This is a genomic window from Pseudomonas sp. CMR5c, from assembly GCF_003850545.1.
Taxonomy (GTDB): domain Bacteria; phylum Pseudomonadota; class Gammaproteobacteria; order Pseudomonadales; family Pseudomonadaceae; genus Aquipseudomonas; species Aquipseudomonas piscis.
Genome location: NZ_CP027705.1, coordinates 4,431,723 through 4,453,917 on the forward strand (window position 1 = coordinate 4,431,723; position 22,195 = coordinate 4,453,917).

Here is a 22,195-nt window from a genome sequence, read left to right on the forward strand (position 1 = left end):
TCATGGATACCCTTGCCCAACTGCGGGCCGGCCAGCTGGCCGGCATCAAGCGCCTGGACCTGTCCTGTGGCCTGACTGAATTCCCCCGGGAGATCTTCGATCTCGCCGACTCCCTGGAGATCCTCAACCTCAGCGGCAACGCCCTGCACAGCCTGCCCGAGGACCTGCACCGCCTCAGCCACCTGCGCATCCTGTTCTGCTCGGACAACCTGTTCAGCGAACTGCCGGAATGCCTGGGCCGTTGTGCACACCTGAGCATGATCGGCTTCAAGGCCAACCGCATCGAGCGGGTACCGGCCGCCGCCCTGCCGCCCCAGTTGCGCTGGCTGATCCTCACCGACAACCGCATCGAGGAACTGCCGGACGAACTGGGCCGGCGCCCGCTGCTGCAAAAACTCATGCTGTCCGGCAATCGCCTGACCGCGCTGCCGCAAAGCCTGGAGCAGTGCCAGCGCCTGGAACTGCTGCGGATCGCCGCCAACCACCTGACCGAACTGCCGCCGTTCCTGCTGGCCTTGCCGAGCCTGACCTGGCTGGCCTATGCCGGCAACCCGCTGGAATCCCAGGTCGATGCCGCTGCCCTGGCATCCACGCCCAGTATTCCATGGGAGCAACTGGTGCTGGCACAGCGCCTGGGTGAAGGCGCCTCCGGGGTGATCCACCAAGCACAGTGGCAGGCTCCCGGGCAGCCAGCGCGGGCTGTGGCGGTCAAGCTGTACAAGGGCCAGATGACCAGCGACGGCTCACCGCTACATGAAATGCACGCCTGCATCAGCGCCGGCCTGCACCCCAACCTGATCCGGGTCGAGGGCCGCATCGTCGACCATCCCCAGGGCCAGGACGGCCTGGTGATGCAGTTGATCGACCCCAGCTATGCCAACCTCGCCGCGCTGCCGAGCCTGGACTCCTGCTCCCGGGACGTCTATCCGGAGGACGCGAGATTCAGCGCCGCGGTCATCCTGCGCATGGCCCGGGGCATCGCCTCGGTGGCCGGCCACCTGCACGCCCAGGGCATCACCCACGGCGACCTGTATGGCCACAACACCTTGTTCGATGCCCAGGGCGATTGCCTGTTGGGGGACTTCGGCGCAGCGTCGTTCCACGCCCAGGACGACACACCTCAGAGCCAGGCCCTGCAACGCCTGGAAGTACGGGCCTTCGGCATCTTGCTGGAGGAACTGCTCGATCGCCAGGATGGCTCGCTGGCCCCAGCGCAGCACCAGGGCCTGCGGGACCTGGTGCAACGTTGCCAGCAACCGCACGTCCTGGCGCGCCCGGCTTTCGAACAAGTGATCCACGAGTTGGACAGCCTCTAGAAACGACTTCGCCGGCCAGCAGGCCCCCTTGCAGGAGCCCACTGGCCGGCGAACGGATCGCGCGACGCGGCTTAGCCGGCCAGACCGACGAACATGTCCTGGACGTCGTCGTGGTTATCCAGGCCTTCGAGGAACGCCTCGACTTCGGCCATCTGCTCATCGCTCAGGCCACTGACCGGGTTCTTCGGCTGGTAGCCCAGCTTGGCCGACAGCACGGTGAAGCCTTGTTCCGGCAGGGCCTTCTGTACGGCGTCCAGGTCCACAGGCTCGGTCAGGAACAGGGTGGCGCCCTCTTCGCCCGGCTCGAAATCCTGGGCCCCGGCCTCGATGGCCGCCAGTTCCGGATCGGCGTCCGGAGTGTCCGGCGAGGCCTCGATCATGCCCACGTGGTTGAAGTCCCAGGACACCGAACCCGAGGCGCCCAGCTGGCCCTTGCGGAAGGCCACGCGGATTTCCGCCACGGTACGGTTGATATTGTCGGTTACGCACTCGACGATCAGCGGCACCTGGTGCGGGGCAAAACCTTCGTAGGTCACGCGGTGGTACTGCACGGTCTCGCCCAGCTGGCCCGAGCCCTTCTTGATCGCGCGCTCCAGGGTTTCGCGAGGCATCGAGGCCTTTTTCGCCTGCTCGACCACCAGCCGCAGGTGGGCGTTGGTGGCAACATCAGCGCCGTTGCGTGCAGCGATGGTGATTTCCTTCACCAGCTTGCCGAAGATCTTGCCCTTGGCATTGGCTGCTGCTTCTTTGTGTTTAACCTTCCACTGTGCGCCCATTACTCACTCTCTTTGATCTATGGCGTCGAGTTGGAATTGGCCGACGCGAGGCGCAAGTTTATACGTCCTCTGGGCCCTGATCGACCAAAAAGTCAGTGGCCGGCCGAGCTCCGGCCCTTGTCGGACTTGCCGGGAGCGCAGCAGCGGCTCCCGGCGCGAGGACCTCAGGAGCGCACCGGCCTGGCCAGCAGGGGTTCGTTGGAGGCCTGCGCAGGCACCGGCTCGACCCCTCTGGGCCGGCTGTTCCAGAACGGCACCAGCAACAATGCCGCCACCAGGGCGCAGCCGGCGAACAGCAGGAACACCGTCACCGTATCGAAGTAACCCGGCAACAGGCCGCCGAGGATCGCCCCCACCGAACCGCAACCATTGACGAACCCGGCCGCCGTGGCCCCGGCTCCGGCCGCGCCGAAATCGATGGCCGCCGCGCCGCTGATCATCGAGTCCGGTCCGTACAGGGTCAGGCCCATGACGAACAGCAGCGCGACCACCAGCGCTACGCTGCCGCTATGCAGCGCGCCCATGAACAGTCCGAGGCTCAGAGTCAGGGCCAGCAAACTGAGGACGCAGGCCGGCATGCGCCGGGCGCCGAACAGCTTGTCCGAGGCCAGCCCGATCATGATCGGCCCCAGCAACCCGGCCAGCTCGAAGGCCGTGGGCACGATCGCCGCGCCGACCTTGCCCACCGAGGGCATCTGCTCGTAGACGATCACCGGCCCCCACAACAGGATCGCGTAGCGCGCCGGCTTGAGCAGGAAGTACGCCAGCCCCAGCACCAGCACCGTGCGATTACGCAGGATCGCCCGCAGTGGCGCCCAGACCCCAAGGCGACAACCCTGGGCAGGCTCCTGGGCCGTCGTCACCTCCTCCACCGCCGGCAGGCCCACGTCCTGCGGGGTATTGCGCTGGAAGATGAAGAACAACAACGCGGTCAGGCCCACCACCACTGCACTGGAGATGAACGCTGCATGCCAGGTTCCCACCATGGTGTAGGCCCACCAGCCGGCGAAGGGCGAGGCCACCAGGCCGCCAAAGGCGTAGCACGAACTCCACAGGCCCAGGACCCGCCCCCGTTGCTCGGCGGGAAAGAAACTCCCGATGTTCTTGCACAGCCCCGACCAGCCGGTGGATTGCGCCAGCCCCTGGACCAGCATGCAGGTGGCGAATATCGGCAAGGTGGCGAAGCTGCCCATCACCAGCGCCGCGGCAGCGGAAATCAACAGGCCGCCCAGCACCACCACCCGCGGGCCGAAGCGGTCGGCGAACATGCCCCAGGTGAACTGCCCCACGGCGTAGGCCGCCAGGTAGATGGCATCGAGGTTGGCCATGGCCATCTTGTCGAGGGTGAAGTCGGAATCGTCGGCGATCCCCAGCTTGGCGACGGAAAAGGCCTTGCGAGTGAAGTAGAAGGCCGCGTAGGCGATCCAGGTGATGGCGAAAATCTGCACGCGCCAACGTTTGATGGTGCCGATCTGCTTGTTCATCGTGATTCTGACCTCAGGGTGAGTGTGCCGGCTGGATGCGAAGCAAACGCCTGTGTTTTTTGTTGTTGAGCACGGCGGCAGGGCCCTTGTGGCGGGCGCTGCCGGTCAGACGGGGCCTGTTGCGCTCCCGGGCGGGAGGCTGCGATCGCACGCACAGGTCCCAGGACCCGGTGACGATCGACCGACCGGTCACCGGGCCTTGAAAGATGGAAGCAATTAGCAATTAATAAATGAAATCGATTTATCGTATTTCAAATATAAGTCCAGCTTGTAAGAGGTCGTCGTCATGTCGGTTTCCCATGCGCAGTTGAAAGCCTTCCATGCCGTGGCCGTGCACGGCAGCTTCACCCGGGCCGCCGAGCGCCTGTACCTGACCCAACCGGCCGTCTCGGACCAGGTGCGCAAGCTGGAGGAGCGTTTTGGCGTCCTGCTGTTCCATCGCAACAAGCGCTCGGTGCAGCTCACCGACCTGGGGCAGCGGTTACTGGCCATCACCCAGCGCCTGTTCGTCGCCGAAGCGGAAGCCAAGGAACTGTTGCAGGACTCCCAGGCCCTGCAGACCGGCAGCCTGGTGCTGGCGGTGGATGCACCAGTGCACGTGCTGGCGCAGGTCGCCCGCTTCTGCCAGTTGTATCCGGGGATCAACGTACGCATCGAGACCGGCAATACCGACGAATCCCTGCTGCGCCTGTTCAGCTACCAGGCCGACCTGGCCCTGCTGGGACGCGAGGTGGACGACGAGCGCCTGTGGTCGCTGACCCTGTGCAATGACCCGATGGTGGCGTTCGTCTCGCGCAATCATCCCTGGGCCGAGCGCCAGTCCATCTGCCTGGCCGATCTCGACGATACGCCCATGGTGCTGCGGGAAACCGGCTCGGTGACGCGCCAGATCGTGGAGGAGGAAATGCACCGTGCCGGGCTGCGGATCCGCCCGGCGATCCAGGTCGAAGGCCGGGAAGCGGCGCGTGAGGCGGTGGTGGCGGGTATCGGCGTGGGCGTGGTGTCGGCGGCGGAATTCGGTGCCGACTCGCGGATCTGCGCCCTGCCTATCGTCGACTGCCAGCAGCGCATGACCGAAACCCTGGTATGCCTGCGCGAACAGCGCTCGCGGCGGATCGTCGCCACCTTCCTCGATCTGGTGCTCGACAACCAACCGCCCCACTTGTAGCCGCTGTCGAGCCACGGCGAGGCTGCGCGAAGGTCCGCAGGACCTTACCCTGGAACCCTCCAACGCCGCGTCTGCTACGCAGCCGTACACAGCCTGCGCCTGCGCCAGCGGCTACCGGGCTTTCGGGGCCAGACCGATGAAGGCCTGGATCAGCCGCAGCTCCCGGCGCCGCTCCAGGCAGCCGATCATGTGCTGGTTGACCAGGCCCGCGCCACGAATCGGTACCACCCGCACCCGTGGGTCGTGGCCCACTTCCAGCGAACTGACGATCCCGACCCCCAGGTGCGCGGCCACCGCCTCGGTCACCGCCTCACGACTGTCCAGCTCCAGCAGCACCCGCGGCTGCACCTTGGCCAGGGTGCACGCCTCGTCGAAGGTGCGGCGGGTGATGGAGCTGGGCTCGCGCAGCACCATGATCACCTGGTCCAGTTGCTCGATGGCGATGCCTTCGGCCAGCTCCAGCCATTCATGGCCCTGGGGCACCAGGGCGCACATCCGCGACTGCCCGAGGCTCTGCAGGTGCAGGCCCTTGCGCTCCTCGACCTCGGTCAGCACCGCCACGTCGGCATGCTCCGAGAGCAGCGCTGCCAGGGTCTCCTGGGCGTTGCCCAGGCGCAGGTTGACGGTCACCCCCGGATAACGCTCGCGCAGGCTGGCCAGCATCGGCATGACCAGGTGCGGACCGTCCGCCGCCACTTCCAGGCGCCCGGTCAAGAGCTGGCGGTTGGCCTCGAGCATGGCCTGGGCTTCTTCGGCGAGGCCGAACATGGCGCGGGTGATGGCCGCCAGCTTGGTGCCCTCCTCGGTCAGCTCCACCCGTCGGGCAGTACGCCGCAGCAGGGTGATCTGGTAGTGCTCCTCCAGGGCCTTGATGTGCCCGGTGACCGCCGGTTGGCTGATGAACAGGCGTCCGGCAGCCCGAGTGAAGCTGCCTTCACGGGCCACGGCATCGAACGCACGCAGTTGGAACAAATTCATATCTATCGGCCTCACTTATGGTAGGCATAACAACAAACAATTTGATTGATGATAAGGCAAGTTGCAATTTAGTCGCCGTAGCTAGGGTCTGTTGCCATTTGACGCGGCAACGCGGTTTGCGCCGAAACGGCAACAGACCCTAACTCCCATCATCTTCGAGGACACAGCATGAGCATCGCCGAGCCAATCCTGCTTACCCCCGGCCCCCTGACCACTTCCGCCCGTACTCGTCGGGCGATGCTGGTGGACTGGGGCTCCTGGGATGAACGGTTCAACCAGCTGACCGCCAGCCTGTGCACGCAATTGCTGGCCATCGTCAACGGCGCCGACAGCCATCATTGCGTACCCCTGCAGGGCAGCGGCACCTTCGCCGTGGAAGCCGCCATCGGCACCCTGGTGCCGCGGGACGGCAAGGTCCTGGTGCTGATCAATGGCGCCTACGGCAAGCGCCTGGCGAAGATCTGCGAAGTGCTCGGCCGTGACTTCAGTACCTTCGAAACCGCCGAGGACGAGCCCACTACCGCCGCCGACGTCGAGCGCCTGCTGCTGGCCGACCCGTCCATCAGCCACGTGGCGCTGATTCACTGCGAGACCAGCACCGGCATCCTCAATCCGCTGCCGGAGATCGCCCAGGTGGTCGCCCGCCACGGCAAGCGCCTGATCATCGACGCCATGAGTTCCTTCGGCGCCTTGCCCATCGATGCCCGCGAGATCGCCTTCGATGCGCTGATCGCCGCGTCCGGCAAGTGCCTGGAAGGCGTGCCCGGCATGGGCTTCGTCTTCGCTCGCAAGGAGTCCCTGGCCCAGGCGGCGGGCAACGCCCATTCCCTGGCCATGGACCTGCACGACCAGCACGCCTACATGGCCAAGACCGGCCAGTGGCGTTTCACCCCGCCGACCCACGTGGTGGCTGCGCTGCACGAAGCCTTGCTGCAATACAACGAGGAAGGCGGCCTGCCGGCACGCCTGGCACGCTACAGCGACAACTGCCAGACCCTGTTGCAAGGCATGGGCGAGTTGGGCCTGCGCAGCTTCCTGCCAGCGGCGATCCAGGCGCCGATCATCGTTACCTTCCACGCCCCACAAGACCCGCGCTACCAGTTCAAGGACTTCTACGAACGGGTCAAGGCCAAGGGTTTCATCCTCTACCCGGGCAAGCTGACCCAGGTCGAGACCTTCCGCGTCGGCTGCATCGGCCACGTCGACCGCGCCGGCATGCAGGCCGCGGTCGCTGCCGTGGCCCAGGTGCTGCGGGAAATGGAAGTACTGGATATCTGATCGCCCCATCACCGTGCCCGCCGGGCACGGCCGTCCTCGCCTCTTGTACAGGTCCTTGAACGATGAACTACACCAACCCCAACCAGCTGCAAGCCGCGATCCTCGACTGGGCCGGCACCGTGGTCGATTTCGGCTCCTTCGCCCCGACCCAGATCTTCGTCGAGGCCTTCGCCGAGTTCGATGTCCAGGTCTCCATCGAAGAAGCCCGCGGCCCGATGGGCATGGGCAAGTGGGACCACATCCGCACCCTGTGCGACCTGCCGCAAGTGGCCGAGCGCTACCGCAAGGCTTTCGGCCGCACCCCGACCGATGCCGACGTCACCGCCATCTACGAGCGCTTCATGCCGTTGCAGATCGAGAAGATCGCCGAGCACTCGGCCCTGATCCCCGGGGCTTTGGAGGTCATTGCCAAGCTGCGAGAGCAAGGCATCAAGATCGGTTCCTGCTCCGGTTATCCAAAGCTGGTGATGGACCGGGTGGTGGCCCTGGCCGCGACCAACGGCTATGTCGCCGACCACGTGGTGGCCACCGACGAAGTGCCCAACGGCCGCCCCTGGCCCGCCCAGGCCCTGGCCAACGTGATCGCCCTGGGCATCGACGATGTCGCCGCCTGCGTGAAGATCGACGACACCGTGCCGGGGATTCTCGAAGGCCGCCGCGCCGGGATGTGGACCGTGGCCCTGACCTGCTCGGGCAACGCCCTGGGCCTGAGCTACGAGGGCTACCGCGCCTTGGCCAGCGATACCCTGGCCAGCGAGCGCCAGCGTATCCACAAACTGTTCGAGCCGTCGCGCCCGCACTACATGATCGACACTATCGCCGATCTGCCCCAGGTGATCGCCGATATCAACCAGCGCCTGGCCCGGGGAGAAATGCCCCAGGGACAATAAGCCCATCGATCAAGAACGACAGAACGGCGACTTTCACCAGTCGCCGTTTTTTTCATCGACGTGAGACCAGCCCCCCCAAGCGACGAAAGCCCCCGGTGCGCCAGGCAAACCTAAAAAAAGCGGCTTACAGTTAAAGCACTCCGTCGCTCAAGAACGGAGGCTTCAGACCTGATGACCGAGGAAGCCCCCATGCCGTGGAAAAACACCGAGGCGCGCTATAGCACCATGACGATCGCCCTGCACTGGCTGATGTTGGTGCTGCTGGCCATGGTCTACGCCTGTATAGAATTTCGTGGCATCTTCCCCAAGGGCAGCGGTGGCCGCACCCTGATCACCGAAGCCCACTTCATGCTCGGCCTGACGGTGTTCGTACTGGTCTGGCTGCGGTTGTTCGCCCGGGCCCAGGGCGTGGCGCCACGGATCGAGCCCACGCCGCCGTCATGGCAGAGGCTGCTGGCAACGCTGATGCACTGGGCGCTGTACCTGTTCATGATCGCCATGCCGCTGCTGGGCTGGCTGACCACCAGCGCCAAGGGGCACCAGGTGATGTTCTACGGCCTGGACCTGCCGTTGCTGCTGCATGAAGACAAAGCCATGGCCAAACAGCTCCAGGGCTGGCACGAGTTGCTGGGCACCCTGGGCTACTGGCTGATCGGCCTGCATGCCCTGGCCGGGCTCTATCACCACTATGTGATGCGCGACAACACCCTGCAGCGGATGTGGCGCCAGCGCGATCAGGCCTGACCGGCGAAGCCGCGGCGTCCTTGCAGGCCGCCGCTGTGGACGAAGATCAACCGACAACCCGGGGCGAAGCGCCCGGTCCGGACCTGCTCGTGCAGGGCCAGCAGGGCCTTGCCGGTGTACAGCGGCTCCAGCGGCAGGCCGCTGGCCTTTTCGGTCTGCTCGATGAACGCCTCCAGCACCCGGTCCACCTTGGCGAAGCCGCCACGGCTGGCGTCCAGCAAGGCATAACCTTCGAGCGCCCTGCCGGCTTCCTCCAGGATACCGGCAACTTGCTGCGGCACTCCGTGGTCCATCGGCACCGCCAGGGCGCCATGCACCGGGTGCGTCCCGGCCTCGGCCAGCACCAGCCCAGCCAGCGTGGTACCCGTACCGGCGGCCAGCCACCAGCCGTGATAATCGCTCCAGCCCAGGGCCGGCAGTTGCGAGCGCACCTGCTCCAGCAGCGGCATGCAGCCCAATGCACCGGCCAGGCCGCCACCGCCCTCGGGTACCGGGTACAGGTCGGGGTACTGGGCCTGCCAGGGTGTCCAGAAGCCCGGTTGGTGGCGCGCCCGGTAGCCGCCGTAGCCAAGCCAGTGCAGTTGCATGCCGAAGCGCTCCAGGTCGAGCACGGTGGGTGTGTCCTGGCGTTGCCCGCGCAACAACCCGACCGTGGCGAAGGCGAAACGCTGGCCGGCAGCGGCCAGGGCATGCAGGTGATTGGAATGGGCGCCGCCGAGGCTGATGATGCCCCGCGCGCCCTGGCGGCTCGCTGCCTGCAGGTGATGGTTGAGCTTGAACCACTTGTTGCCGCTGATCAGCGGGTCGATCAGGTCCAGGCGCAGTACCGCCACCTCGACCCCGGCCTGGTGCAGCCAATCCAGCTCCAGCCGCTGTAGCGGCGCCTGGGGCAAATGAGCGAAGGACTCGGCAAGGGACATCGCTGGCAACTCGGCAGACAGGGGGCGCGCATTCTAGCAACCCTGGACAAGATCGCCGTGCCCCAGCGACACAAGCTTTGTGTAGCCGCTGCCGAAGGCTGCGCAAAGGACTGCAGGGCCTTCAGGGGCGAGGGGCAGATGTAAGGACCGAGGATCGCCGAGCCCCTACGGGGCGGGTTAGGAATCGCAGTACCTTCAGAGGCCAACGGGAAGGTGCTGGGATGGAAGATCGTCGTGCTTCTGCGGGGCAGGCGCAGCCTTCGGCAGCGGCTACAGGGCCGCTGCCGAGGCCGGAGGGATCAGAGTTCCGCAGCCAGGCGCGAACCCTGGTTGATGGCGCGCTTGGCATCCAGCTCGGCCGCCACGTCGGCACCACCGATCAGGTGCACGTTCTGCCCAGCGGCCACCAGGCCATCGTGCAATTCGCGCAGCGGGTCCTGGCCGGCGCAGATCACCACGTTGTCCACCGGCAGCACCTGGGGCTCGCCCGCTTCGCCGATGCGGATATGCAGGCCGGCGTCGTCGATCTTCAGGTACTCGACGCTGTTGAGCATCTGCACCTGCTTGTTCTTCAAGCCAGTGCGATGGATCCAGCCCGTGGTCTTGCCCAGGCCATCACCGACCTTGCTCTTCTTGCGCTGCAGCAGGAACACCTGGCGCGCCGGAGCATGGGGTTCGGCCTTGATCCCGGCGATGCCGCCACGAGCCTGCAAGCGGGTATCGATGCCCCACTCCTTCCAGAACGCCTCGCGATCCTGGCTGGTAGCCACGCCCTGGTGCACGAGGAACTCGGAGACGTCGAAGCCGATGCCGCCAGCACCGATCACTGCCACCTTCTGCCCCACCGGCTTGCGCTCGAGCAGCACGTCCAGGTAGCTCAGGACCTTGGCGTGTTCCACCCCGGGAATCGCCGGCACCCGTGGCGCGATACCGGTGGCGAGGATGATTTCATCGAACCCGCCGGCGACCAGTTGCTCGACATCCACCCTTGTATCCAGGCACAGCTCGACGTGGCTGGTCTGCAGCTTGCGCTTGAAGTAGCGCAGGGTCTCGTAGAACTCCTCCTTGCCCGGCACGCGCTTGGCGATATTGAACTGACCACCGATCTCGCTGGCCGAATCGAACAGGGTCACCTGGTGCCCACGCTCGGCGGCCACGGTGGCGGCGGACAGACCGGCCGGGCCGGCACCGACCACGGCGATCTTCTTGATCTGCTGGACCGGCAGGTAGTTCAGCTCGGTTTCGTGGCAAGCACGGGGGTTGACCAGGCAGCTGGTCAGCTTGCCGCCGAAGGTGTGGTCCAGGCACGCCTGGTTGCAGCCAATGCAGGTATTGATCTCGTCGGCACGGCCGGCGGCGGCCTTGTTGACGAAGTCCGGATCGGCCAGGAACGGCCGGGCCATGGACACCATGTCGGCATCGCCCTCGGCCAGGATCTGCTCGGCCACTTCCGGGGTATTGATGCGGTTGGTGGTGATCAGCGGGATGCCCACCGAACCTCGCAGCTTGGCCGTGACCTTGCTGAACGCGGCGCGCGGCACCTTGGTGGCGATGGTCGGGATGCGCGCCTCGTGCCAGCCGATGCCGGTGTTGATGATGGTGGCGCCGGCCTTTTCGATGGCCTGGGCCAGCTGCACGATCTCTTCCCAGGTGCTGCCGCCTTCCACCAGGTCGAGCATCGACAGGCGGAAGATGATGATGAAGTTCGGGCCTACCGCTTCACGCACCCGACGCACGATCTCCAGCGGCAGGCGCATGCGGTTCTCGTAGCTGCCGCCCCAGCGGTCGGTACGGTGGTTGGTATGGGCGGCGAGGAACTGGTTGATGAAGTAACCCTCGGACCCCATGATCTCGACGCCGTCGTATTCGGCCTTCTGGGCCAGGGTCGAGCAGGTGACGAAGTCGCGGATCTGCTTCTCGATGCCCTCCTCATCCAGCTCCTTGGGCTTGAACGGGTTGATTGGCGCCTGGATGGCACTCGGCGCGACCTGCTTGGGGCTGTAGGCGTAACGCCCGGCGTGCAGGATCTGCATGCAGATCTTGCCACCGGCCTCGTGCACCGCGCGGGTGACGATCAGGTGCTTCTGCGCCTCTTCTTCGGTAGTCAGCTTGGCCGCTCCGGAATACACCCCACCTTCATCGTTGGGGCCGATGCCGCCGGTGACCATCAGGCCCACGCCGCCACGGGCGCGCTCGGCAAAATACGCCGCCATGCGCTCGAAGCCGCCAGGTTTTTCTTCCAGGCCGGTGTGCATGGAGCCCATCAGGGTCCGGTTGCGCAGGGTGGTGAACCCCAGGTCGAGGGGGGCCAGCAAATGCGGGTACGGGGCAGCAGCCATGGCGTCACTCCAGATCGGGCTATCACGGTAGGTGCGGAAGCTCTGCGGCTTCCGTCGGTAGTGCGGCACAGACTAAAAGCACACCCGCTGTAGGCTCAATGACCGTAACTGACAAGTTATTGATCCAAACGTACAGCGGCCCTTGGCAAGCGCCGGTTGCCGCCCTACCCTAGGCGACGAATCCTGCACACGGTTGTCGACTGTTTTCCCATGCGCAAACTTCTGTACATCATCCTCGCCCTGGCCCTGGTCGCCGCCATCAGCAGCTATGGAGCCTGGACCCGCGACCGCCCGGGGGCGCACTACCTGTCGGACCTGCGCATCACGCTGGCGGTGGACCATGGCGTGCCCGCCGACCACGGCAACCTGCTGGCGATCCAGCCGGAGCTGTTTCCCACTGACTACCAGAGCAGCGCACGCCTGCACCGTAAGCTCGCGGCTTACCTGCAGCAGGCTCGTGAGCGCGGCCTGGTGAATGCCAAGACCATCGTCGTGCTGCCGGAACATATCGGTACCTGGCTGATGGTCAGTGGCGAGAAGAACGAGCTGTACCAGGCCACCACGTTGAAGGAGGCCATGAACTGGCTGGCGGTGAGCAACCCGCTGCTGTTCGTCAAGGCCCTGGCTGCCGCCAAGGGCACCAACCGGCTGGACGACGCCCACCTGCGGATGAAAGCCCAGCAGATGGCCAGGGATTACCAGGAGCTGTTCGGCGGCCTGGCCCGGGAATTCCAGGTGACCCTGGTGGCCGGCTCCATCGTGCTCCCCGACCCCAGCGTCAACCAGGGCAGCCTGCAGGTGGGTACTGGCGCCCTGTACAACAGCGCCCTGGTGTTCGGCAGCGATGGCCAGCCCATTGGCCAGCCGCAGCGCCAGATCTATCCCAGCCTCTCCGAGAGCGGTTATATCCAGGGCGATGCCGAGGCAGCGCCGCAGGTCTTCGAAACCCCGGCCGGACGTCTCGGGGTACTGATCGGCAGCGATAGCTGGTATCCGCAGAACTACCGCAAGCTCGACGCACAGCAGGCACAGTTGGTGGCTGTACCGGCCTTCATCATGGGCAAGGGCCACTGGGAGCAGCCTTGGCGCGGCGACCACAGCGCAGCCCTCGAAGCCCTCGCGCCGAATACCAGCGAGGGTACTGCCTGGCAGCACCTGACCCTCACCAGCCGTACCTCCCGGAGCCTGGCCAGCGGCGGTGCCAGCGTCTTCCTGCGTGGCCAGTTCTGGGACCTGGGCACCAGCGGCCAGAGCTTCCTGAGCAGCGCTGGCCAGACCTTCGCCGACGATGGCAGCCGTGGTGCCCGTCTGCTGAATCTCTGGCTGTAGATCCTTGAGAAGCGCACCGATGCGCCTGGGCGACCTGTCGGTGGGTTTCGTCCATAGCCTGGCGGATGCGGTCCGCAGCCATGGCCAGGACCCTGTTCCCCTGCTGGAGCAGTACGGATTGGATAGCGCGCGCCTGGCCGAAGCCGGAGCGCGCCTGTCGATCCCGCGCTACATGCGCCTGGGCCACGGGGCGATCCAGCTCACCGGCGATCCGGCCCTGGGGCTGCGCATGGGCCGCCTCAGCCGCCTGAGCCAGGCGGGCCTGGCCGGTGTCACCGCCGCCCAGGCGCCCACCGTGCGTGAAGCGGCACGCTGCCTGACGCGCTTCGAAGCCCTGTACGGCTCCAACTATCGCGGTCAATCGAGCTTCTGCGAGGATGCCGACGGTGCCTGGCTGCGCTTCTACTCCATCAGCCCATACAACGCCTACAACCGTTTCGTGGTGGACTCGATCATCTCCGGCTGGTTGCAGCAACTGTCCAACCTGGCCGGGCAAGCGCTACATGCGCAACGGATCGACATCGAGTTCCAACAGCCCGACTACCACGAAGCCTATGCCCTGCTCGGCCCTGCTACGGTGCACTTCGGCGCCGAGCGCAATCAACTGCGCCTGGACCAGGCCAGCCTGGCCCTGCGCAACCCCGAGCACTGCCCGAGTACCTGGCGCCACCTGCTGCTGTTGTGCGAAAGGGAGCTGGAGCAACTGACCCGCACCCGCAGCCTGCGCGAACGCATCATTCAGTTGCTCGGACCTTTGCTCAACGGTGGCCGGGAGCCGGACCTGGAGGAAGTGGCGGCGCGCCTGAAGCTGCCGACCTGGACCTTGCGCCGCAAGCTGGCCGAGGAAGGTACGCAGTTCCGGGCGATTCTCAACGACACCCGGCGCGACCTGGCCATGACTTACATCCGCGACACCGAACTGGCGTTCGGCGAGATTGCCTATCTGTTGGGGTTCGCCTCAGCCGAGGCATTTCAGCGGGCCTTCAAGCGCTGGAACGGCCAGACTCCGGGGGAGTTTCGTCGCAGCCACCGCCAGTTCGGCTAAAAAAAAGCCACCGGCTTTACAGCTCGGTGGCATCGTCTGCTGGCTCTAGAGGGTCCAGCTCAAAAGCCTGGTACTCCAGCAGTTCCTCTTGATACTCGTCCATGCGGACTCCTTTGCACGTGGGTTGAATGCCCTGGATCACCGTCGGGACCAGCATAAGTTGCCGGTATGACAGAAAAAATACTACCCCCTCGGTCAACTTTTCTGCCATTGAAACGTAACGGCAGGTAAGAAATTTACCGAAAATCCGTACAAGGGTTTCAGGACGAGTGACGGCGTACGCAGTAGCGCGCGACAAGACAGGGAAGCAATAACTCGGAAGGAGTCGCCCAGGTGCGGCCCAGACGACGCCGGGCAACACCTTTGCACTATGGCCTCAGCGGCCGCTGCCAGGCAGGGCCTGGATCGGCTCGCTCGGTGGCGGCAGGGTACTGGCTGGTGGCGGGGTGATGGTTTCACCCGCCGGAGCTGGCTCACTGACGGGCGCCGGTACTATGGGCGCCGCCTCCACCGGTGGCGCCAGCGGCTGGGAAGCCGCCGGCTCGACAGCCGGAGCTGCCGGTGGTGCCGGTGCCGCCACGGCAGGCTGCGGAGCGGTTTCCGGCTTGGGTTCTGGCTTGGAATCGGCTGGGTTGTCCGGCTTGCTCTCCGGAACCCCCAGGTCGGCCTTGGGTTTTTCCTCGATGTGCGCTGCGGTCTTGGCCTCCTGGGGCAGGAACAGCTCCAGCAAGGCGAAGTAGCGCTCATAGAACTTGGCGGACGACACGGTCTCGCTGGCCACCTTGACCATCGAGTCGTCAGTGGAGCCGATGGGCATCGACACCGAGCCCAGCACCCCTACCCCGAGGCTCGCCGAGTTGTTCAGCTTCTTCAGGGCGTAGCGGTCCTGCAGAGCATTGGCGAATACCGTCGAGCGATGCCCAGCGGTACCGTCCTTGGCGCAAACCACGTTGAAGCTGATTTCCAGATGGGTCTCGCCGGTCTGCTGGAAACTCTTGTGGCCACTGACCAGCTTCGGATCGTTGCTGGTGATGATGTAGCCCTGGCTGAGCAACGCACGCCGCGCGGCTTCGCAGGAGGCGGCATCGCTGACGGGGTAATTACGCGAGAAGGTGCTGGAATCGTCGAAGCTTTCATGCTCGTAGATGGCGGTCTTGTTCGATGAACAACCGGCGACTGCGGACAACAGCAACACTCCGGCTGCAACGCGCAGGTGAAATGATCTAAACATCGAAAATCCTGAGGAAAACGCTCCGGGACGTATTGTGCAACAGATCAACGTCCTACAGCGCGGCTAATTGATGTCTTAACTGTCATGCAAGGCTAATGACCGCTGTTTGCCGATAAAAGTCGTACCCCCCGCATTCCGTCGGTCTGCGGGGCATGACTATCGTGGCGCTGCCAGGGACGTGACAGAGACAATCACGGCCCAAGCCCATGTGTCGCATCCACCCGGGCTTCGATGGTCCTGCTGCTTCGCCCGGTCGCCAACGACATGGGTTCTGCCAGGCGAAAAAAAGCCCCGGTCTTGCGACCGGGGCTTGTTCAACACTGCGAGTCGAACATCAGTAGCGCTTGATGTCCGCCTGGCTTTCCAGTTGCTTGCGGTAGGCCGCGAAGTCTTGCTGCCCTTGGCGCGAAGCCAGGAAGCGGCGGTACTGGGCCTTCTCTTCCTCGGTCGGCGCCGCGGCTTCGTTGACCGCGTTGAGCTGCAGCACCAGCAGGTTACCGTTAGGCAGGGTCACGCTGGTGAAGCTCGGCTTGTCCTTGGACTCAGGCTTGCTCATGCGGAACAGTGCCTGCAGCACGGTCGGATCGATACCTTCCTGGCCACGGGTAACGGCTTTCGCCACTTTCCAGTCCTGGCCGTCCACCGGCTTGCTCAGCGCAACCTTGCCATCACGCAGGCTGGCGATCAGTTCTTCAGCCTTGGTCTTGGCCGCAGCACTGGCGTGCTCCTTGGCCAATTGCGTGCGAATGGAACTGGCTACGCTGTCCAGGGGCAGTTGCTCGGGCTTGCGGTGCTCCTTGGCACGCAGTACCACGACGGTTTCCGGATCCAATTCGATGGCGCCGCTGTTGGCACCCTCGTCGAGGACTTCGGTACTGAAAGCCGCCTGGATCACCGCGCGGTTGGCCGCGATACCATCACCACCCTCACGACCGAACGGCGCGGAGGTATGCACGGTGAGCTTCAAGTCCTGGGCCGGCTGGGCCAGGTCGGAGGCTTCGAACGACGAGTCTTCCAGCTGCTTGGTGGCATCCACGAAACGCTGTTCGACCTGTTGCGCCTTCAGCTCGCGGGTCAACTTGTCCTTGAGGCTGGCGAAACTTGGCACTTCAGGTGCTTCGACACCGAGCAGCTTGATCAGGTGGAAACCGAAGTCACTGCGTACCGGGGCGGAGACCTGGTCCTTGTTCAGCGCGTACAGCGCTTTCTCGAAGGCTGGATCGTAGACACCGGGGCCTGCGTAACCCAGGTCACCGCCGTTGTTGGCCGAACCAGGATCCTGGGAGAACTCCTTGGCCAGCGCCTCGAACTTCTCACCCTTGGCCAGGCGAGCCTGGATGTCTTCGATCTTGGCCTTGGCCTGGGCTTCATCGACCTTGTCGTTGACTTCGATCAGGATGTGCGCGGCACGGCGCTGCTCGGCCAGGTTACCGATCTCTTTCTGATAGAGCGCCTGCAGGTCTTCGTCCTTGACGCTGACCTGGTCGAAGAACGCGGCTTTCTTCAGCTCGATGTAGTCGATCACCACTTGGTCAGGAGTCATGAACTCCTTGGCGTGCTGGTCGTAATAGGCCTTGACCTCGTCATCGGTCAGCTTGATGGCTGCCGGATCGGCCTTGACGGTCAGGGAAGCGAAGTCACGGGTCTGCTTCTCCAGACGGGCGAAAGCCAGCACCTGGGCGTCGGTGACGAAACCGCTGCCAGCCAGGCCGGCGCGGATCTGGCCAATGAGCATTTCCTGGCTGAGCATCTGCCGGAACTGCATGCGGCTGTAGCCCAACTGGCGAATGACCTGGTCGAAACGCTCGGGGCTGAACTTGCCTTCAACCTGGAATTCCGGCGTTTGCAGGATCACCTGGTCCAGGGCACCTTCGGAGAAGGCGAACTTGGAGTCCTGGGCACCTTGCAGCAGCAACTTGCGGTCGATCAACCCTTTCAGGGCCGCTTCACGCAGCATCTTCTCGTCGAGCAGGGAGGCATCGAAGTCCTTGCCCAATTGCTGCATCAGCTGGCGGCGTTGCATGTCGACGGCCTGGCTCAACTCGTTCTGAGTGATCTCCTCGCCGTTGACCTTGGCCGCATCCTGTTTATGGCTAGTCGCGTTGAAAATGGCATCGAAACCGGTCAACGCCATCAACGCGACGATGACCCCGATGATGGTTTTGGCAATCCAGCCTTGTGAATTGTCCCTGATATTCTGCAGCATGCGTCCCCCAGAAACGGCTGTACTTCTGTTCAAGCAACCGTGGAGCGTGGGTAGAGTCCGGATAGAAGAAAGGCGCATCCGAGGATGCGCCTTCTCGTAACTGGCGGAGCGGACAAGAGCTGAACCTGCGACTCTCGACGTGAACCGGTAGCACCGGTCGACTGGCGCCCCGCTGCCAGATCAGGCATGACCCCGACCCGGATGGGCAAAGGCCCTGAAGAAACTTAGTTGACCGCTTCTTTCAGAGCTTTACCGGCTTTGAAACCTGGCTTTTTAGCAGCAGCGATTTCCAGAGTCTTGCCGGTCTGTGGGTTACGACCAACACGAGCTGGACGATCAGTTACCGAGAAAGTACCGAAACCAACCAGCACAACAGAGTCACCGGCCTTCAGAGCGCCAGTAACGGATTCGATCACTGCATCCAGCGCACGGCCAGCAGCAGCTTTCGGGAGATCAGCAGATGCAGCGATAGCATCAATCAGTTCCGACTTGTTCACTCTAAGTCCCCTTATATATCTATGAGTATGATTCTAAGTTTTTTGGTGAAAGCAAAAACGAGTGCTGAATGGCCTACAGGCATTTAAGAGCCGCTTTATAACAAGGGCTCTAAAAAGCTGTCAAGGAAGCCCCCCAGGCTAATGCGTACTAATGCGTGCTAATTCTTTCCTTAGAGTCAGACTCGCGTTTTTCGTCCTTTGCAACTATCTCGGGAGCCACATCCGGCAAGGGCTCCGGCGCGTATTGCAGCGCAATTTGCAGGACTTCGTCAATCCATTTAACTGGTTTGATCTGCAGATCCTGCTTGATATTGTCAGGAATTTCTTTCAAATCGCGAACGTTCTCTTCAGGAATGATCACGGTCTTGATTCCGCCCCGATGAGCCGCCAGTAGTTTCTCTTTCAAACCACCGATAGCCAATACCTGACCACGCAGAGTGATCTCGCCAGTCATCGCTACATCGGCTCGCACCGGAATGCCGGTCAGGGCCGAAACCAGTGCCGTGCACATGCCGATGCCCGCGCTTGGACCGTCTTTCGGGGTTGCGCCTTCGGGCATGTGGATATGGGTGTCACGCTTCTCGTGGAAATCCAGCGGAATGCCCAGGCTCTTGGCGCGGCTGCGCACTACGGTCTGCGCTGCAGTGATCGATTCGACCATGACATCGCCCAGGGAACCGGTCTTGATCAGTTGCCCCTTGCCTGGCACCACGGCCGCCTCGATGGTCAATAGCTCACCACCCACCTGGGTCCATGCCAGGCCGGTCACTTGGCCTATCTGGTCCTGCTGTTCGGCCAGGCCGTAGCGGAATTTGCGCACGCCGAGGAAATGCTCCAGCAGGTCGGAAGTGACCTTCACCGAGAAGCGTTTTTCCATCGCATGTTCCTTCACCGCCTTGCGGCAGACCTTGGCGATCTGGCGCTCCAGGCCGCGCACACCGGCTTCGCGGGTGTAGTAGCGGATGATGTCGCGGATCGCCGCCGGATCGAATTCCAGCTCGCCCTTCTTCAGGCCGTTGGCCTGGATCTGCTTGGGCGCAAGGTACTTGACCGCGATGTTGATCTTCTCGTCCTCGGTGTAGCCGGGCAGGCGAATCACTTCCATCCGATCCAGCAGGGCCGGAGGAATGTTCATCGAGTTGGAGGTGCAGAGGAACATCACATCGGATAGGTCGTAGTCGACCTCCAGGTAATGATCGTTGAAATTGTGGTTCTGTTCGGGGTCCAGTACCTCGAGCAGTGCCGACGCAGGATCGCCGCGCATGTCGCTACCCATCTTGTCGATTTCATCGAGCAGGAACAATGGGTTGCGCACGCCAACCTTAGTCATCTTTTGAATCAATCTTCCCGGCATCGAACCGATGTAGGTCCGACGGTGCCCACGAATTTCCGCTTCGTCACGCACACCACCCAGGGCCATGCGCACGAACTTGCGGTTGGTGGCGTTGGCGATCGATTCCGCCAGGGAGGTCTTGCCGACCCCAGGCGGGCCCACCAGACACAGTACCGGGCCACGAATCTTCTTCACGCGCTTCTGCACGGCGAGGTATTCGAGGATCCGTTCCTTGACCTCTTCCAGGCCATAGTGGTCGGCATCGAGGATATCCTCGGCACGCGCCAGGTCCAGGCGCACCTTGCTCTGGGCCTTCCACGGCACCTGCACCAGCCAGTCGATGTAGGAGCGAACCACGGTGGCCTCGGCGGACATCGGCGACATCTGCTTGAGCTTGTTCAGCTCGGCCTGGGCCTTGGCCATGGCATCCTTCGGCAGCCCGGCGGCATCGATGCGCTTTTTCAGCTCTTCGATTTCGTTGTGGCCTTCGTCACCGTCGCCCAGCTCTTTCTGAATGGCCTTCATCTGCTCATTCAGGTAGTACTCGCGCTGGCTGCGCTCCATCTGCTTCTTGACGCGGCCACGGATGCGCTTTTCCACTTGCAGCAGATCGATCTCGGCATCCAGCAGGGCCAGGACATGCTCGACCCGTGCGGACAGGTCGATGATCTCGAGGATCTCCTGCTTCTGCTCGATCTTCAGCGCCATGTGTGCCGCCATGGTATCCACCAGGCGGCTGGGCTCATCGATACTGTTGAGGGAAGAAAGAACCTCGGCAGGTACCTTCTTGCCCAGCTGTACATATTGCTCGAACTGGGACAGCAAGCTGCGGACGAAAACTTCCGACTCGCGGTCGGGGGCTTCGACTTCATCAATCAGGGCGACTTCGGCACGGCAGTGGCCGTCCACTTCGCTGAAGCGCTCGACAGCGCCGCGCTGCTCACCCTCGACCAACACCTTGACGGTGCCATCGGGCAATTTGAGCAACTGCAGCACAGTCGCAATGGTACCTACGCGATAGAGCGCATCCTCACCGGGATCGTCATCAGCAGGGTTTCTCTGTGCCAGCAGCAAAATCTGCTTGTCGCCCGTCATCGCTGCCTCGAGGGCTTCGATCGACTTCTCGCGCCCCACGAACAGCGGGATAACCATGTGCGGATAAACCACGACATCACGCAATGGCAGGAGAGGCAATTCGATGGTTGTCTTCATGATTTCGCCTCTACGGCGGCCATACGGCCGTAAACAGGTGGAAGTAAGCGTGAAACCAAGATGGGGGCTGCCTGAAAAAAAAACAAGCTCAAAGACAGCGTTTCAAAGACGCTAAAAACAAAGGGGCCCGAAGGCCCCTTCTTTCACTCAAACAGCCCAAAGCTTACGCGTCGGGAGCTGCCTTGGCAGTCGGCTCACTGTTTTCATAGATGAACAGTGGCTGGGACTTGCCTTCAATAACGCTTTCGTCGATCACTACTTTACTCACCTCGGACTGCGAGGGGATCTCGTACATAGTGTCGAGCAGTACGCCTTCGAGAATCGAGCGCAGACCACGGGCGCCAGTCTTGCGCTCCAGAGCCCGCTTGGCCACGGCCTTCAGTGCGTCGGCACGAAACTCCAGGTCGACACCTTCCATCTCGAACAGCTTGCCGTATTGCTTGGTCAAGGCGTTCTTCGGTTCGGTGAGGATCTGGATCAACGCAGCTTCATCCAGCTCGTCCAGGGTTGCCAGGACCGGCAAACGGCCCACGAACTCTGGAATCAGGCCGAACTTGACCAGATCATCAGGCTCGACTTCACGCAGGGACTCGCCAACCTTCTTGCCCTCTTCCTTGCTGCGAACTTCGGCGTTGAAGCCGATGCCGCCGCGAGTGGAGCGGTTCTGGATGACCTTCTCCAAGCCGGAGAACGCACCACCACAGATGAACAGGATGTTGCGGGTGTCGACCTGCAGGAACTCCTGCTGGGGATGCTTGCGGCCACCTTGAGGCGGAACCGAGGCAACCGTGCCTTCGATCAGCTTCAACAATGCCTGCTGCACACCTTCGCCGGAAACATCCCGAGTAATCGAAGGGTTGTCGGACTTGCGGGAAATCTTGTCGATTTCGTCGATGTAGACAATGCCCATCTGGGCTTTTTCCACATCGTAGTCGCACTTCTGCAGCAGCTTCTGAATGATGTTCTCGACGTCCTCACCCACATAGCCGGCTTCGGTCAGGGTGGTAGCGTCGGCAATGGTGAAAGGCACATTCAACAGGCGCGCCAGGGTTTCGGCCAACAGTGTTTTACCCGAACCTGTAGGGCCGATCAGCAAGATGTTGCTCTTGCCGAGCTCGACATCGTCACTTTTCTTGTCACGCTGGTTAAGACGCTTGTAGTGGTTGTACACCGCTACCGCCAGAACCTTCTTCGCACGCTCCTGACCAATCACATACTGATCAAGGATGCCGCTGATTTCTTTAGGCGAAGGCAATTTATGCGCGCTGCTCTCGGCCTGTGCCTCCTGCACCTCCTCACGGATGATGTCATTGCACAGGTCGACGCACTCGTCGCAGATAAAGACCGAGGGGCCGGCAATCAATTTGCGTACTTCATGCTGGCTTTTGCCACAGAAGGAGCAATAAAGCAGTTTGCCGTTGTCCTCGCCGTTGCGGGTGTCAGTCATTC

At 63.2% G+C, this 22,195-nt stretch carries 17 protein-coding genes; 7 read left to right on the top strand and 10 right to left on the bottom strand.

All coding sequences use genetic code 11. The features are described from left to right. The first annotated feature begins 2 nt into the window (after window positions 1–2). Window positions 3–1,316 (top strand): leucine-rich repeat-containing protein kinase family protein, encoded by a 1,314-nt coding sequence (locus C4K40_RS20285; RefSeq protein WP_053136708.1) that lies wholly within the window; start codon window positions 3–5, stop codon window positions 1,314–1,316. Between the two features lie 71 nt (window positions 1,317–1,387). On the opposite strand, the gene C4K40_RS20290 is transcribed toward C4K40_RS20285, so the two are convergent. Both C4K40_RS20290 and C4K40_RS20295 read right to left on the bottom strand, forming a co-directional pair. After that, the gene (locus C4K40_RS20290) at window positions 1,388–2,092 is read right to left on the bottom strand and encodes a YebC/PmpR family DNA-binding transcriptional regulator (protein ID WP_053136712.1); all 705 of its coding nucleotides are present in this window, start codon (window positions 2,090–2,092) and stop codon (window positions 1,388–1,390) included. A gap of 164 nt (window positions 2,093–2,256) precedes the next feature. Next, on the bottom strand, window positions 2,257–3,576 hold the full coding sequence (locus C4K40_RS20295) for an MFS transporter (RefSeq protein WP_053136715.1): 1,320 nt from the start codon (window positions 3,574–3,576) through the stop codon (window positions 2,257–2,259). A gap of 286 nt (window positions 3,577–3,862) precedes the next feature. On the opposite strand from C4K40_RS20295, the gene C4K40_RS20300 reads away from it, so the two are divergent. Beyond that, a complete protein-coding gene (locus C4K40_RS20300) occupies window positions 3,863–4,744 on the top strand; it encodes a LysR substrate-binding domain-containing protein (protein WP_022639698.1) in 882 nt (293 codons plus the stop codon). 111 nt (window positions 4,745–4,855) lie between these two features. Here C4K40_RS20300 and C4K40_RS20305 read toward each other — a convergent pair whose 3' ends face one another. Next, the gene (locus tag C4K40_RS20305) at window positions 4,856–5,722 is read right to left on the bottom strand and encodes a LysR substrate-binding domain-containing protein (protein WP_053136718.1); all 867 of its coding nucleotides are present in this window, start codon (window positions 5,720–5,722) and stop codon (window positions 4,856–4,858) included. A 168-nt stretch (window positions 5,723–5,890) separates the two neighbouring features. On the opposite strand from C4K40_RS20305, the gene C4K40_RS20310 reads away from it, so the two are divergent. The 3 genes from C4K40_RS20310 (at window position 5,891) to C4K40_RS20320 (ending at window position 8,634) form a co-directional block, all read left to right on the top strand. Beyond that, entirely contained in the window at window positions 5,891–7,000 is a 1,110-nt protein-coding gene (locus tag C4K40_RS20310) for a 2-aminoethylphosphonate--pyruvate transaminase (RefSeq protein ID WP_022639700.1), read from the top strand. A gap of 62 nt (window positions 7,001–7,062) precedes the next feature. Continuing rightward, entirely contained in the window at window positions 7,063–7,890 is an 828-nt protein-coding gene (gene phnX / locus C4K40_RS20315) for a phosphonoacetaldehyde hydrolase (protein ID WP_053136721.1), read from the top strand. Window positions 7,891–8,079: 189 nt separating this feature from the next. Further along, the gene (locus C4K40_RS20320; protein ID WP_053136763.1) at window positions 8,080–8,634 is read left to right on the top strand and encodes a cytochrome b; all 555 of its coding nucleotides are present in this window, start codon (window positions 8,080–8,082) and stop codon (window positions 8,632–8,634) included. Here C4K40_RS20320 and C4K40_RS20325 read toward each other — a convergent pair. Beyond that, window positions 8,625–9,554 carry a 1-aminocyclopropane-1-carboxylate deaminase/D-cysteine desulfhydrase gene (locus C4K40_RS20325; RefSeq protein ID WP_053136724.1) on the bottom strand — a complete coding sequence of 310 codons (930 nt, stop codon included), beginning with the start codon at window positions 9,552–9,554 and terminating at the stop codon, window positions 8,625–8,627. The genes C4K40_RS20320 and C4K40_RS20325 overlap by 10 nt on opposite strands. A 299-nt stretch (window positions 9,555–9,853) precedes the next feature. Next, window positions 9,854–11,893: an FAD-dependent oxidoreductase gene (locus C4K40_RS20330; RefSeq protein ID WP_022639704.1), complete on the bottom strand. Its 2,040-nt coding sequence runs from the start codon at window positions 11,891–11,893 to the stop codon at window positions 9,854–9,856. Window positions 11,894–12,103: 210 nt separating this feature from the next. On the opposite strand from C4K40_RS20330, the gene C4K40_RS20335 reads away from it, so the two are divergent. Both C4K40_RS20335 and C4K40_RS20340 read left to right on the top strand, forming a co-directional pair. Then, the gene (locus C4K40_RS20335; protein ID WP_022639705.1) at window positions 12,104–13,222 is read left to right on the top strand and encodes a carbon-nitrogen hydrolase family protein; all 1,119 of its coding nucleotides are present in this window, start codon (window positions 12,104–12,106) and stop codon (window positions 13,220–13,222) included. A 4-nt stretch (window positions 13,223–13,226) separates the two neighbouring features. Next, entirely contained in the window at window positions 13,227–14,267 is a 1,041-nt protein-coding gene (locus C4K40_RS20340; RefSeq protein WP_053136729.1) for an AraC family transcriptional regulator, read from the top strand. A 376-nt stretch (window positions 14,268–14,643) separates the two neighbouring features. Here the strand turns inward: C4K40_RS20340 and C4K40_RS20350 are convergent, their stop codons facing one another. The 5 genes from C4K40_RS20350 to clpX all read right to left on the bottom strand — a co-directional run bounded on the left by C4K40_RS20350 (window position 14,644) and on the right by clpX (window position 22,193). Continuing rightward, window positions 14,644–15,498 carry a DUF2242 domain-containing protein gene (locus C4K40_RS20350; RefSeq protein ID WP_053136732.1) on the bottom strand — a complete coding sequence of 285 codons (855 nt, stop codon included), beginning with the start codon at window positions 15,496–15,498 and terminating at the stop codon, window positions 14,644–14,646. Between the two features lie 334 nt (window positions 15,499–15,832). Then, on the bottom strand, window positions 15,833–17,704 hold the full coding sequence (locus C4K40_RS20355; RefSeq protein ID WP_053136736.1) for a SurA N-terminal domain-containing protein: 1,872 nt from the start codon (window positions 17,702–17,704) through the stop codon (window positions 15,833–15,835). Window positions 17,705–17,928: 224 nt separating this feature from the next. Then, window positions 17,929–18,201, bottom strand: coding sequence for an HU family DNA-binding protein (locus C4K40_RS20360; RefSeq protein WP_022639715.1), 273 nt, complete (start codon window positions 18,199–18,201; stop codon window positions 17,929–17,931). A 148-nt stretch (window positions 18,202–18,349) separates the two neighbouring features. Further along, on the bottom strand, window positions 18,350–20,746 hold the full coding sequence (gene lon / locus C4K40_RS20365; protein WP_053136738.1) for an endopeptidase La: 2,397 nt from the start codon (window positions 20,744–20,746) through the stop codon (window positions 18,350–18,352). Between the two features lie 163 nt (window positions 20,747–20,909). Continuing rightward, complete coding sequence (clpX, locus tag C4K40_RS20370) at window positions 20,910–22,193, bottom strand: ATP-dependent Clp protease ATP-binding subunit ClpX (protein WP_022639717.1); 1,284 nt, start codon at window positions 22,191–22,193, stop codon at window positions 20,910–20,912. Window positions 22,194–22,195: the final 2 nt, after the last annotated feature.